Raw genomic sequence first — 12,335 nt, forward strand, 5'->3', positions numbered from 1 at the left:
CTTCACGCCATCCCAATGCGTGCCCTTGGCGCCCGCCTTGACCTGGTCATCCCAGGACCAGACCGATGGTTCGGATTTGACCAGCCAGTGAGCCATCAGACGTCATCCTCTTTCGTCGGAGCAGGCGGACGCAGCGCGGCCTCGCCCTGTTCGTTCCAGAATCGCACCATCTCGCGTGTCAGCGCGGCATAATCCTGCGGGCCGAGTTCGACCCTGACCTCGCCCTCGCCGAAGGGCAGAATCAGCACGAAGCGGTGGGTGTCGTCGCCGCGCCGCCGTCGATGCTGGATCACCGGTCCGGCCGGCACACGCCCGGCCAACGCCACCGGCATGCTCTCGGCAACCAGCTCCGAGCCGGTGGTCTTCCGTACCTCAGCGACGCCGCGCGCCACCCGCTTGCTCAGATCCGACCAGTCGCCTGCCATTGCTGCCTCTGCTACGTCACTGCGTTACGGCCGGATCTCGACCCGGGTCCCTTGCGCAACGCGAGCCCAGATCCCGCGAATCTCGGCATTGGTGACCGCAATGCAGCCATCCGTCCAGTCGCGGCTGAGGTGCAGCCGGCCCAGCCAGCCAAGCCCGTTGCGAATGCCGTGGATCATGATGTCGCCACCCGGGGCAAAACCTGCGCGCTCGGCGTCCTCACGATCCAGGCGATCAGGATAGGAGATGCGAAGCGCGAGGTGATAGCGGCTGCGCGGGTGCTTGAAATCAATGTCGTAGACGCCTTCCGGAGTCCGGCCGTCGCCCTCCTTCACCTTATCACCGACCGGACTCGAACCCAGCGCCACCGAATAGCGGGCCAGGACGCGGCCATCCCGTTCCAAGGTCAGCTGACGTGCGGCCTTCTCGATGAGGACGCGGGTCGCCTGTTCGTCGGGAGCCGCGAGTTCAGGAACCGTTCGGGCGATCTGCAGGAACTCCAGCCCCAGGGCAAGCACGAGACCTGCACTCACCGCCATGGCCGCGCGTCGCAGAGGCTTTCGCGCCAACTCAGTTCTCCGCCCGGACCGGTCGCGCCAGCAATCCCGTGACCGCTTCGCGAACGCCGATGCGTTCGGCGATAATGGCCGCAACGGCCTCGGCGATGGGCGTCTCGATGCCGCGTGCCTGCGCCATCTCTGCCAGGACCGACGTCGTGAAGGCGCCCTCGGCCAGTTTGCCTCCAGCGGCCTCGGCCGGTGTCTTGCCCTGGCCGAGCGCCAACCCATAGGCGAAATTGCGTGACTGTGCGGACGCGCAGGAGAGCACGACATCGCCCAACCCCGAAAGCCCCATCAACGTTTCCGGCTGCGCACCAAAAGCCTCGCCGAAGCGCCTGAGTTCGGCAAAGCCACGCGCCACCAGCGCGGCACGGGCGCTCTCGCCATAGCCGAGCCCGATCGCGATCCCCGCTGCGATCGCCAGCACGTTCTTCGCGGCTCCGCCGATCTCGACGCCACGGATGTCGACGCCGTGATAGATGCGAAAGGAGGCAGAACTCAGCGCCTCGGCCAGATCCTGCGCCAGATCCGCCTCGCGCGCTGCCAGTGTCAGAGCCGTCGGTAACCCGCGTGCGATATCGGCGGCAAAGCTCGGACCGGACAGGATGGCCGGGACCGCACCGGGCCAAAGCTCGGCGATGATTTGCGTCGTGAACAAGCCGCTCTTCTGCTCGATGCCCTTGGCCGCCGAGATCGTCGGCACGCCATCCGGCAAGGCTTGCGCGAGCGCGGTGCAGACCTGTCGCAGCGCCTGGGTCGGAACCGCGAGGATCAGCGCCTGTGCATCGGCAAGCGCGGCAAGCTCGGCAACCGGCGATACGGCGGCAGGCAACGTCGCGCCGGGCAGGCGCGGCACCTCTCGACGCTCCCGCATGGCCGCGATGGCCTCGGGATCACGGGCCCAGAGCAGCACGTTTCGCCCGGCCCGCGCCGCGGCCAGAGCCAGTGCGGCACCGAAGGAGCCGCCGCCTACGACGCCGATTGTCTCGAAGGCCTTGCTCATCTCGGCGCGCTCACGTCGCTCACGGATCACGCTTTGGCCTTGAACTCGTCCAGCGGCCAGCGTGGCCGGGCAACCGCGCTCATGTCGTCGACAAGCCCGAGCCTCAGCCTCTCAAGCCCAGCCCAAGCGATCATCGCGCCATTGTCGCCGCAAAGCGCGACCGGCGGCGCGACCATCGGCAGGCCGGCCTCGGTCGCAAAGCGGGTCAGTCCGCGCCGGATCGGCTGGTTGGCGGCAACGCCACCGGCGACCACCAAGGCCGTGGGCATGATCCCGGCCCCACGGCAGGCGCGCAGGCCCGCTCGCGTGCGGTCGACCAGCACGTCGACGACCGCTGCCTGGAAGGAGGCGCAGAGATCGGCGACGTCGCGGTCGGAGAGCGGCGCAATGCGTTCGGCCACCAGCCTGACCGCGGTCTTGAGGCCGGAAAGCGAGAAATCGGGATTGGGGCGCCCAGCCATCGGCCGCGGAAACTCGAAGCGTTCGGGATCGCCCTTCTCGGCTTCCCGCTCGACCGAGGGGCCGCCCGGATAGGCCAGACCGAGCATCTTTGCGATCTTGTCAAAAGCCTCGCCGACCGCGTCGTCGATGGTTCCGCCCAGGCGCAGATAATCGCCGACGCCGCGCACCGCCAGGAGCTGCGTATGCCCGCCCGAGACCAGCAGCAGCAGATAGGGAAAGGCAACGTCGTCGGTCAGCCGCGCCGTCAGCGCATGCGCTTCGAGATGGTTCACCGCAATGAAGGGGCGGCCGGTTACCAGCGCGATCGCCTTCGCCGTGGTCAGCCCGACCATGACGCCGCCAACCAGACCCGGCCCGGCAGCAGCAGCGACCGCGTCGATCTCGGAGGGCTTGAGTCCGGCATTCGCGAAGGCGCGAGCGACGATGCGGTCGATGGCCTCGACATGCGCGCGCGCCGCGATCTCCGGCACCACGCCACCATAAGCCGCATGTGCGGCGATCTGACTCAGGATCTCGTTGGACAGGATTTTGGCCTCGCCGGCGCGATCGACGCCAACGATTGCAGCCGCGGTCTCGTCACAAGTCGTCTCTATCCCCAGAACGCGCATGATCGATCGACAAATCTCGGACAGGTTTCGGCCGGAACAGGCCACAAGGAGAGGCGGGCGGAGCTCCGACGGTTTCGCGCCGGGGATTCCCTCGTATAGTGCGCCACGGAGCATAAGGCCAAGAGGCCGTGGAGTTCGCCGGCCAGCGGCCGGCATCAGGAAGACGCAAAGAGAATGAATGAGATCGCAGCTTCGGTTCGCGGACGCCAGGTCGGCCGCTTTGTCATCGGCACGCGCGGCAGCCCCCTGGCGTTGGCGCAGGCCAATGAGTTCGCGCGCCGCCTCGCCGAGGCTCATGGCTGGGCAAAGGACGAGCTGCCGCTCGAAATCATCGTCACGACGGGTGACTCCATTCGCGATCGCCCCCTCTCGGAGGCCGGCGGAAAGGGTCTGTTCACCAAGGAGATCGACCAGGCTCAGATCGAGGGCCGGATCGACTACGCTGTCCACTCCGCCAAGGATCTTCCCACCAAATTGCCCGACGGCCTCACCATCGCTGGCTATCTCCCCCGCGAGGATGTGCGCGACGCGTTGATCGCACGCGGCATTTCCCGCGTTGCGGACCTGCCGCAGGGCGCGGTCGTTGGTTCGGCCTCGCTGCGCCGCCAGGCCATGCTGAGGCGCGCCCGGCCCGATCTCGAGATCGTCCTGCTGCGCGGCAATGTCGCAAGGCGGCTGGAGAAGGTGGCGAGTGGAGAGATCGACGCGACCCTGCTCGCCATCGCCGGGCTGAAGCGGCTCGGGCTCGCCGACAAGGCAAGCGGCATCCTTTCCATCGAGGAATCGCTTCCGGCCGTCGGCCAGGGTGCGATCGCTGTTGCGGTTCGCATCGGTGACACCGCAAGCACGGAAGCTGTCCAGCCGATCCTTTGCCGTGACACCGGCATCGCACTCGCCGCCGAACGTGCCTTCCTGACCGAGCTCGACGGTTCCTGCCGGACACCGATCGCCGGTCATGCCACCGTCGAGGGCGACCGCTTCCATTTGCGCGGGCTGCTGCTCTCGCCCGACGGCAGGGCGATGGCCGAAGATAGCTGCAGCGGTCCCGTCAGCGAGGCCGCGGAACGTGGCGCCGAACTCGGACGCGCCTTGCGCGCCAGGGCTCCGGCGGGGATCTACTCATGAGGCCGGGTGTTCCATGAACGCCAACGACGCGACAGGAGGGCGCATGCGCGTATTCGTGTTCAGACCGCAGGCGGATGCCGAACGCAGCGCTCGCGCGCTCGCCGCCCATGGACATGAGCCGATCGTGGCGCCGCTTTTCGATGTGGTCCGCCTCGCCGAACCGGTACCCAAGGGCACATTCGCGGCGTTGATCCTGACCAGCGGCAATGCTGTGACGGCCCTCGCCGATGCCCCATCCGCCTGGCGGGACCTGCCGGTCTTCACCGTCGGGGCGCGGACGGCCGCGAAGATGCGCGACGCCGGTTTCGAGGATGCCCGCAGTGCCGATGGCGACCGCAACGACCTGATCGCTCTGGTCCAGCGCAACATCCCCACGCCGGCACGCCTGCTTCTGGTCGCTGGCCGGGACCGCCATGACGATATCGCGGAGCGCCTGGGCAAGGCTGGCTACGAGATCGCGAACTGGACGGCCTATGCGGCCGAGGCCAAGCCCAGCCTGCCCGAAGTGGCGGCCGCCAGCCTGCGGGATGGGCGCGCCGAAGCCGCACTTCACTATTCACCACGAGGCGCCCAGACCTTCCTCGCCCTGACACGCGCCTCCGCTCTCAGTGAACAGGCGCTGGAACTGACGCATGTCACGCTTTCGGCGGAGGTTGCGGCCCCCTTGATCGCAGCAGGCGCCAGCACGGTTCTGGTTGCGGAATACCCCGAAGAGGCGGCCCTGCTGGCCGCGCTGGATCAAGTGACCGCTCGCAATCGTCGCGCAGGGGATGTTAGACAGGCCGTGGCCGCGCCGGCCGGCGTCGAGACGGACAAGGATGCGATGAGCGAGCCGCAGACAGCCACGCCGCGCGGACGCCAGCGGCGAACTCCCCCGACCATCGACGGTAGGGTAGAGGCGGCAGTGACCACGACACCAGAAGCTGCTTCGGCAGAGACGGACCAGCCTCCCCCCGCAGCCACGCAACCCAGTGAATTCACACCCGGAATCACATCTCCGGCGCCTGAGCCCGTTGGCTTGGCTCCATCTGAGCCTGCGCCGCCCGTTTCAGGCGAGCCGTCTCCCCCTCCGCGGCTGCCATGGGCTGCTCTGGCCGCCACCGGCCTGATCGGCGGCATCCTTGGGGCGGGTCTCATGACACTGGTCGGTTCCCGCTCGACGCCCGATACCAGCGAACAGCAGATCGCCGAACTGAAGGGGCGCATAGAGACCCTGCAGCGCACGACGACCAATCTGCAAAGTGCTGTCACAAGCCTGCCCCAGCGCGCAGCGCTGGAGGCGCTCGATCGCCGGGTCAGCGCGACATCGGAAGCTGCCGCCACTGCCGCCGCGGAAGCAAAGACCGCCGCAGCACGGCTGGCGGAACTCGCAAACGCTCCCGCCCCGGCCACGGCCGAGAACAGCTCCGCCATCGCCGGGCTGACGCAACGCCTCGGCACCGTCGAGACGCTGGCCAAGTCCGCGGCCTCGCCGAGCCCGCAGGCATTTGCCGCCGCGCGCATCGTGCTCGCCGAACGCATCCAGGGCGCGCTTTCTGCCGGCAGGCCCTTCGCGGCCGATATCGCGGCTCTCGGCAAGGGCGGCGGCTCKGCCGAACAACTGGCCGCGCTCTCCGCCGTCGCCACAACCGGCGCACCGACGCAGGATGCGCTGCTGGCGCAATTCCGGGTTCATCGCGCCATGTTCGATCGCGAAATGACGCCGGCCGCCAAGGATTGGCAGGATCGCCTGCTTGGGCTCGCCAGCAAGGTCGTCACCATTCGCCCGGTCGGAGATACCGGCGCAAACGACCCTGCAACGCTGGTGATCCGCCTGGAGAATGCGCTTGCGCATAACGAATTCGGCAAGGCCGCCGGCCTCTGGGCTCAATTGCCCGAGCCGGCGCGGCGGGACAGTGCCGAGTTCGGCACCAGTTTGCAGAGGCGCGCTGCCGCTGACGCCGCGATCGGCAGGATTGCACAGGATGCGGTTGCCGCGCTCGGCGCGGGTGGCTGACGGAGGATAGCGTTCAATGGTTCGCGTGCTGCTCTATCTCTTTGTCATTGCCTGCCTCGCGGCTGGTGCCGTCTGGCTGGCCGACCGCCCCGGCGAGGTCTCGGTCCTCTGGCAGGGCTACCGCATCGAGACGAGCGTCGCGATCGCGGCAATCGGCGTCATCATCCTGGCCTTCCTCGCCATGCTCGGATGGGCCGCGGTGCGCTTCGTTCTGGGCCTGCCCTCGGCCTTCAGCTTCGCCTCGCGAGCGCGACGTCGGGCCCGCGGCTTCGAGGCCGTCTCCCGTGGCATGGTCGCAATCGGTGCGGGTGATCCAGTGGCTGCCGGCCGCTACGCCGTCGACKCCCGCAAGTTTTCCGGCAACGAGCCGCTGACCCTGCTGCTCGAAGCACAGACGGCCCAGCTCTCGGGTGACAGGGGCCGGGCGGAAGCCGCCTTCAAGGCCATGCTCGACAAGCCGGAAACTCGCGTGCTCGGCCTGCGCGGTCTCTTCGTCGAGGCCCGTCGCCGTGGCGACATGACGGCTGCGCGCGCCTTCGCGGACGACGCCGTGCGGCGCTCCCCCTCGCTTGCCTGGGCCAATGACGCCCTGCTCGATTTCCACACCAGCGCCGGAGACTGGCAAGCAGCGCGCACAGCCGTCGAACGCCGCGCCGCCCTGCGTCTCGCCGAAAAGGCGGATGCCAAGCGCCAGCGCGCTGTGCTGCTGGCGGCGGAAGCCCTCGACGCGAAGGGCAGCGAACCGGAGAAGGCCTTGGCCGCCGCCCTGGAAGCGACAAAACTCGCCCCAGGCCTCACGCCGGCAGCTGCCCTTGCAGGGCGCATGCTCGCCGAGCGCGGCGATATCCGAAAGGCCGCCAAGCTGCTCGAAGCCGCCTGGCGCGAGGTCCCGCATCCCGACATCGCCGCCGCTTATCTCGATGTGCGCCCCGGTGACAGCGCGCAGGACCGGCTCGCACGGGCCGAAACGCTCGTAAGGCTGCGTCCGGCCGATCCGGAAGGCGTGCTGGCTCTGGCCGGCGCGGCGATCCATGCCCGTGATTTCGCCAAGGCCCGCCAGGCGCTGAAGCCGCTGCTGGCCGGCGGTGCGTCCGTCCGCGTCTGCCTGCTCATGGCCGAACTCGAAGAGGCCGAACATGGTTCGGCCGGCCGGGTTCGCGAATGGCTCTCGMGCGCCACGCGCGCGCCGCGTGACGCAGCCTGGGTCGCGGACGGGCTGGTCTCTGACCATTGGCTGCCCGTCTCGCCGATTTCCGGGCGCCTCGATGCCTTCGTCTGGACGGTTCCTCCGGCGACACTCGTCAGCCAGGCGCCGGCGATCGACGATGTGCTGGCCGATCTCGACGATTCCGCACCGCTGCTGGAAGGGCGTGCCGAGACGATGGCACCCGTCGAGACCGCCAAACCGGTGATCGAGCAGGCAACGCTCGTCGCACCCGAGCCGGCGAAAATCGAGCCCGCGAAGCCTGCAGGGGACGAGAAGCCTGCGACCGAGCCTGTCGCCAAGGGTGAACCGGCCGTCGCGGCCAAGCTCCCAACTCCGGTCGCCGAGGCGACAGTGGCTCCTGCGACCTCAGCCTCGGTCCGCGATCATCGCCCCTCCCCGGTGATCTTCCCGGTATCGCACGCACCGGACGACCCGGGCCCCGAAGACGTTCAACCGGCCACGGCCGCCAAGGCAAAGTTCCGCCTCTTCGGCTGACCGGCGAGCGCGCCGGCCAGCGCGCTCGCCTCGTCTGCACGGGCGATCGCGCGAAAAGGGGTGCGGGTCTCCCTCCCGCCCCTTATAGCGGTCTGCATGAACACCGAACCTACTGCCCCACTATCGACCTCCCCGGACAACGCAGAGGGCGTCAGCCTGCATGTCGCTCCGGAGCAGGCAGGAATGCGCCTCGACAAGGCGCTCGCCATGCTTGCCGGCGAAATCTCACGCGCCCGCCTGCAGCAGGTCATCCGGGAGGGTGGTGTGAGCCTCAACGGCGCGATCGCAGGCGATCCGAGCCGGAAGGTCGCCGCCGGCGACGTCCTGACCCTGGTCATGCCTGCGGCCAGGCCGCCCGCGCCCCTGGGCCAATCGATCCCGCTCGAGGTCGTCTATGAGGACGATGCTCTGATCGTGATCAACAAGCCGGCCGGCCTCGTCGTTCATCCCGCGGGGGGACATGAGGACGGTACTTTGGTCAATGCGCTGATCGCTCATTGCGGAGACAGCCTCTCCGGCATTGGTGGCGTCAGGCGACCCGGCATCGTGCATCGGCTCGACAAGGATACCAGCGGGCTTCTCGTCGTGGCCAAGACCGACAAGGCCCATCAGGGGCTTGCCAAGCAGTTTGCCGACCATGGCCGCACCGGGCCGCTGGAGCGCGCCTATCTCGCGCTGGTCTGGGGTACGCCGCGCCGGCCGCATGGCACGATCGAGGCCGCCCTCGAGCGTTCACACCGCAATCGCGAGAAGATGGCGGTCGTTGCCGAAGGCCGCGGCCGCGAGGCAATCACCCACTTCACCGTTCTGGAGCGCTATCCGCCGCTGCTTCGCGGGCAGGAGGAAACCGAAGCCCTGGCCAGCCTGATCGAGTGCAGGCTGGAAACTGGTCGCACGCATCAGATCCGCGTCCATATGAGCCATCTCGGTCATCCCTTGCTGGGCGACCAGCTCTATGGCTCCGGCTACATGACCAAGGCAAGCCGCCTTCCTGACGGCGCACGCGATGCACTGGCCGCCCTCGGCCGGCAGGCACTGCATGCAACGGTACTCGGCTTTGCCCATCCGGTGACGGAGGCGGAAATGTATTTCGAAGCGCCTCCGCCTGCCGATTTTGCAAATCTGCAAGCGGAACTCGCGGCCCTGTGAGCTAATCTGGCCACTTCGCCCACTTTCCGCCAAGCTCCATTGGCATATAATGAGGCTTGGATGCGGATGGCTTAAGGGGCGCCGCATGGGGCCGGGCTCGACGAACCCTCACAGGGTTCGCGCGTTGGTTCAGGCACATCATCCAAAACCTGCGCGAGGGTCGTTCGCGCGGTTGGCTTGCCGCGAAGCGGGAGCCAGGAAAGGAGAAACGAGCATGGCGATTGCATCGCTGCCCGTCATGTCCGCGGAGGGCGGACTTTCACGTTATCTCGAAGAAATTCGCAAGTTCCCGATGCTGGAGCCGAGCGAGGAATACATGCTCGCCAAGAGCTGGCGCGAGCATGGCGACCGCGATGCGGCGCATAAGCTCGTCACCTCGCATCTGCGGCTGGTGGCCAAGATCGCCATGGGCTATCGCGGCTACGGCCTGCCAATCGGCGAAGTCGTGTCCGAAGGCAATGTCGGCCTGATGCAGGCGGTCAAGCGCTTCGAGCCCGACAAGGGCTTCCGTCTTGCAACCTATGCGATGTGGTGGATCAAGGCCTCGATCCAGGAATATATCCTGCGCTCCTGGTCGCTGGTGAAGATGGGCACCACCGCCAACCAGAAGAAGCTGTTCTTCAACCTGCGCAAGGCGAAGAGCAAGATTTCGGCACTTGGCGAGGGCGATCTCAAGCCGGATCAGGTCAAGACGATCGCGACCAAGCTCGGCGTCAACGAGCAGGACGTCATCGACATGAACCGCCGCCTCGGCGGCGATGCGTCGCTGAACACGCCGTTGCGCGAGGATGGCGAGGGCGAATGGCAGGACTGGCTCGTCGACGACAGCGAAAGCCAGGAACGTCGCCTGGCCGACTCCGAGGAAAGCGACAACCGCCACCAGGCGCTGCGCGAAGCACTGACGGTGCTCAATCCGCGCGAACGCCGGATCTTCGAGGCTCGGCGCCTGGCCGATGACCCGATCACGCTAGAGCAACTCTCCGAGGAATTCGGGGTCTCGCGCGAACGCGTCCGGCAGATCGAGGTTCGCGCGTTTGAGAAGGTGCAGGAAGCGGTCAAGAAGGCCTTGACCAGGATCGAAGCACCGCGCGCCGCCCTGCCCGCGAACTGAGACCTGAATTCATCGGCAGCACGATACGAAAAGGGGGCGGTGACGCCCCCTTTTCTGTTCAGTAGAGCGGCGCCAGGGGCTGCAGGGGCAGCCGGAACGGCCCGAGATAGACCCGACCCTCGCGCAGGACGACCGGCGGCAGAGGCGTAAGCCCAGGTGTGCCGCCGCTCGGCTTGCCACCAAGCAGTCCGCCAAGACCAGCGGCAAGACCACCGAGCTTTATGCCGCCAATCCGGTCGATGCCGGCGACACCGGCATCGATCTGACCGGACAGGCGATGCGTCTGGTCGAGCAGCAGACGCCCGCTCGCCTCGAGCCGGGCAGCCCCCTTTGTCATCAGCAGTCGCATCAGTTCGATCTGCCCGCCGGTGGTACGCCAGGCTTCGAGCGCATCGGGATTGAACCCGGCCTTGAACGCCAGCGATTGCGTCAGACTCGCCTGCATCTCGACATCACCAGGTTCAGTGGTTCCGAGCAGCGCATCGAGCGCGGGCAGCACCGAGCCTTTCGCTGTCAGCGCAAGATCCGCCACCTGCTCGGTCGCAAAACGCGCCGGGTTTCGGCGCAGATGCACGTCCAGCTGATTGGCGCGCCAGGTTTCGTCGCTCGCGCCGGGCGCGGTCAATGTCGCATTCGGCTCGACCAGCACCATGGAGAAACGCTCGGGCTCGCGCTCTTTCAACGCCAGGCTGGCCTCGAGCTGACTCCAGCCGAGATCAAGTTTGCGGCCTTCAGGCAGGGCAGCCTGCAGCGGCCCCTTCACCTCCAGGATGACGAGGCCGGGCGTATAGATCTGTCCGACCGCCACACTCGGGCMAGTCTCGACCTTGACCGTATCGCCCCAGCGCGACGAGGTCAGCGTCAACCCCGCGCAGCGGACCTCGATCCGAAAGGGAAAGCCTGCGACGGAGCGATCGCTGCATGTCCACGTTCGGCCCATCTGCGCCTCGCGGGCAACAACGCGGTCAAGCCCCTCGACCACCCGCCCTTTGACGACGAACCAGAAGCCGGACCAGGCCAAGGCCAGCAGCACGAGCAGAGCGAAGGGCGCATAAAGCCAGAAGCGGCCTCGGCGGCGCTCGGAAGGGAGGTCGGTCATGCAGCAGCGATCCATTGCGCGAAAGCGGCCGGATTGTTAGCTCCCGGTCGCAGGAAGCGCCAGACCCGCCATTCTCTCGGCCGATTCGAACGCTTCCTTCGTCAAGCAGCTTCTGACGGCGAAACTGTGGGATAACGATGACAGCGAATGCAGCTTCTGACGATCTGTGGGTCTTCGGCTACGGTTCGTTGATCTGGCGCCCCGGCTTCGCCTTCGAGGAAAGCGTGGCGGCCCGACTCAACGGCTATCATCGCTCGCTCTGCGTCTTCTCGCATGTCCATCGCGGCACCCCGGAACGGCCGGGCCTCGTGCTTGGGCTCGATCGTGGCGGCATTTGCCGAGGGCTCGCCTTCAGGGTGGCGCCCCCCCATGCCGCCGGGACCATCGCGTATCTGCGCGAGCGCGAGCAGGCGACCTCCGTCTATCTCGAACGCCAACTGCCCGTCAGGCTCGAGGACGGCCGCCGTATCCGGGCGCTGGTCTATGTGGCCGACCGCAAACACCTGCAATATGCTGGCCGCCTGCCGGCCGAGGAATTACTCAAACTGGTGCGCCAGGGCCGCGGAAGCTCCGGAGAGAACCCCGACTATGTCCTGCGCACGCATGATCACCTGCGCAAGATGGGCATCTTCGACCCGGTCCTGAGCCATCTGGCTCATGTGCTGGCACCCGGTCTGCCCGAGCCACGCCCGCCGCTCTAAGCCTCACACCTGCGGCATCAGGTCGAGCAATGCAGCCCGGCGACTCAAGCCGTCCTCGGCGAGCAGATGGATATGGATCTCGCTCGCCCCGGCAAGCACGACGGASCGGCGCCAGCGCGTCAGCGCAGCTTCAATCCCGAAGGGACCGCTCTCGCGCGCCGCGATAATCTGCCGGTCCTCGGATACCGCGAGCAGCACGGCATCGCTGAAGCCGAGAGCATGATCGTCCGTGACCGAAAAGACCGAGGCGACATAGCGGCGCCCTGATCGACCACGCCAGGCGGTGAAGCGACGCTCGCCCAACCCTGCGGTGCTGCGCAGCGGCATTTCGCGCGCATCCGCACCGGGTTCGATGCTCCATTCGTCTAGCTTAAGGGCGAGAACAGGCATTTGTTC

Annotated in this window: 13 protein-coding genes; 6 read left to right on the forward strand and 7 right to left on the reverse strand. The window is 67.3% G+C overall.

Features of this window, described 5'->3' with window-relative positions; translation table 11 throughout:
• From AC1DJT_RS11495 to tsaD, 5 genes are all read right to left on the reverse strand, one after another.
• The coding region (locus AC1DJT_RS11495; protein WP_476834101.1) for an EVE domain-containing protein at positions 1-96 on the reverse strand (96 nt) is incomplete at its 3' end.
• A complete protein-coding gene (locus AC1DJT_RS11500; RefSeq protein ID WP_069878906.1) occupies positions 96-425 on the reverse strand; it encodes a hypothetical protein in 330 nt (109 codons plus the stop codon). The genes AC1DJT_RS11495 and AC1DJT_RS11500, both read right to left, overlap by 1 nt.
• A 24-nt stretch (positions 426-449) precedes the next feature.
• On the reverse strand, positions 450-992 hold the full coding sequence (locus tag AC1DJT_RS11505; protein WP_476768846.1) for a L,D-transpeptidase family protein: 543 nt from the start codon (positions 990-992) through the stop codon (positions 450-452).
• A 1-nt stretch (position 993) separates the two neighbouring features.
• The gene (locus AC1DJT_RS11510; RefSeq protein ID WP_441492195.1) at positions 994-1,986 is read right to left on the reverse strand and encodes an NAD(P)H-dependent glycerol-3-phosphate dehydrogenase; all 993 of its coding nucleotides are present in this window, start codon (positions 1,984-1,986) and stop codon (positions 994-996) included.
• Between the two features lie 26 nt (positions 1,987-2,012).
• Positions 2,013-3,056 (reverse strand): tRNA (adenosine(37)-N6)-threonylcarbamoyltransferase complex transferase subunit TsaD, encoded by a 1,044-nt coding sequence (gene tsaD / locus AC1DJT_RS11515; protein WP_441505637.1) that lies wholly within the window; start codon positions 3,054-3,056, stop codon positions 2,013-2,015.
• A 174-nt stretch (positions 3,057-3,230) separates the two neighbouring features.
• Here tsaD and hemC point away from each other — a divergent pair, with 174 nt between their 5' ends.
• The 5 genes from hemC (at position 3,231) to rpoH (ending at position 10,139) form a co-directional block, all read left to right on the forward strand.
• Positions 3,231-4,181 carry a hydroxymethylbilane synthase gene (gene hemC, locus AC1DJT_RS11520; protein ID WP_476768845.1) on the forward strand — a complete coding sequence of 317 codons (951 nt, stop codon included), beginning with the start codon at positions 3,231-3,233 and terminating at the stop codon, positions 4,179-4,181.
• A gap of 43 nt (positions 4,182-4,224) precedes the next feature.
• The gene (locus AC1DJT_RS11525; protein WP_441505639.1) at positions 4,225-6,177 is read left to right on the forward strand and encodes a uroporphyrinogen-III synthase; all 1,953 of its coding nucleotides are present in this window, start codon (positions 4,225-4,227) and stop codon (positions 6,175-6,177) included.
• Between the two features lie 16 nt (positions 6,178-6,193).
• A complete protein-coding gene (locus AC1DJT_RS11530) occupies positions 6,194-7,879 on the forward strand; it encodes a heme biosynthesis HemY N-terminal domain-containing protein (protein ID WP_476834092.1) in 1,686 nt (561 codons plus the stop codon).
• 96 nt (positions 7,880-7,975) lie between these two features.
• Positions 7,976-9,028 (forward strand): RluA family pseudouridine synthase, encoded by a 1,053-nt coding sequence (locus tag AC1DJT_RS11535; RefSeq protein WP_476768843.1) that lies wholly within the window; start codon positions 7,976-7,978, stop codon positions 9,026-9,028.
• Positions 9,029-9,242: 214 nt separating this feature from the next.
• Positions 9,243-10,139, forward strand: a complete 897-nt coding sequence (rpoH, locus tag AC1DJT_RS11540) for an RNA polymerase sigma factor RpoH (RefSeq protein WP_043233872.1) — start codon at positions 9,243-9,245, stop codon at positions 10,137-10,139.
• Between the two features lie 58 nt (positions 10,140-10,197).
• On the opposite strand, the gene AC1DJT_RS11545 is transcribed toward rpoH, so the two are convergent.
• A complete protein-coding gene (locus AC1DJT_RS11545; RefSeq protein ID WP_476834093.1) occupies positions 10,198-11,238 on the reverse strand; it encodes a DUF2125 domain-containing protein in 1,041 nt (346 codons plus the stop codon).
• A 137-nt stretch (positions 11,239-11,375) separates the two neighbouring features.
• On the opposite strand from AC1DJT_RS11545, the gene AC1DJT_RS11550 reads away from it, so the two are divergent.
• On the forward strand, positions 11,376-11,939 hold the full coding sequence (locus AC1DJT_RS11550) for a gamma-glutamylcyclotransferase (RefSeq protein ID WP_441505643.1): 564 nt from the start codon (positions 11,376-11,378) through the stop codon (positions 11,937-11,939).
• A 3-nt stretch (positions 11,940-11,942) separates the two neighbouring features.
• Here the strand turns inward: AC1DJT_RS11550 and AC1DJT_RS11555 are convergent, their stop codons facing one another.
• Positions 11,943-12,329: a hypothetical protein gene (locus tag AC1DJT_RS11555; protein ID WP_441492202.1), complete on the reverse strand. Its 387-nt coding sequence runs from the start codon at positions 12,327-12,329 to the stop codon at positions 11,943-11,945.
• Positions 12,330-12,335 lie beyond the last annotated feature (6 nt).

This window comes from Allobosea sp. 05T422_2 (genome assembly GCF_056396265.1).

Excerpts from the sequence above, each read along its gene's own strand:
- AC1DJT_RS11500 (WP_069878906.1), bottom strand. The coding sequence starts at position 425 with ATGGCAGGCGACTGGTCGGATCTGAGCAAGCGGGTGGCGCGCGGCGTC.
- AC1DJT_RS11510 (WP_441492195.1), bottom strand. The coding sequence starts at position 1,986 with ATGAGCAAGGCCTTCGAGACAATCGGCGTCGTAGGCGGCGGCTCCTTC.
- tsaD (WP_441505637.1), bottom strand. The coding sequence starts at position 3,056 with ATGCGCGTTCTGGGGATAGAGACGACTTGTGACGAGACCGCGGCTGCA.
- hemC (WP_476768845.1), top strand. The coding sequence starts at position 3,231 with ATGAATGAGATCGCAGCTTCGGTTCGCGGACGCCAGGTCGGCCGCTTT.
- AC1DJT_RS11535 (WP_476768843.1), top strand. The coding sequence starts at position 7,976 with ATGAACACCGAACCTACTGCCCCACTATCGACCTCCCCGGACAACGCA.
- rpoH (WP_043233872.1), top strand. The coding sequence starts at position 9,243 with ATGGCGATTGCATCGCTGCCCGTCATGTCCGCGGAGGGCGGACTTTCA.
- AC1DJT_RS11550 (WP_441505643.1), top strand. The coding sequence starts at position 11,376 with ATGACAGCGAATGCAGCTTCTGACGATCTGTGGGTCTTCGGCTACGGT.